Source organism: Dolichospermum circinale AWQC131C (assembly GCF_000426905.1).
In the GTDB taxonomy this organism is placed as follows: Bacteria; Cyanobacteriota; Cyanobacteriia; order Cyanobacteriales; family Nostocaceae; genus Dolichospermum; species Dolichospermum circinale.
Window position 1 is genome coordinate 103,094 of record NZ_KE384589.1, and the last position, 282, is coordinate 103,375.

1 protein-coding gene is annotated in these 282 nt (G+C 31.6%); it reads right to left on the reverse strand.

The features are described from left to right. Positions 1–251, reverse strand: a 251-nt coding sequence (locus tag ACIR131C_RS21775; protein ID WP_035371422.1) for a DUF2887 domain-containing protein, incomplete at its 3' end; no start/stop codon positions are given. Positions 252–282: the final 31 nt, after the last annotated feature.

Consider the following 282-nt stretch of genomic DNA (forward strand, 5'->3'; position numbering starts at 1 on the left):
AGATAAATGTTGATTTCTGCTATTAATTCCCAGTAAAAATCTGGTTTGGGTTGAAATTGCACTTCTACAAAATAGATGGGTTTTTCTAGACTATCTGCCATAAAAATCCCATCAAACCGAAATGCTTTTTCTTTCACTTCTACAGAGGTAAATTGATAATCTTTAGCATTTTCTGTAGGTTCTCCCAGAATTTCAAATAATAGAGTGTGAAAAGTGAGAAAGATTTGGTAGAATATCGTGTCTGTGTGCATTATTCCTGATTTTGAAATTTCTTAATTACTT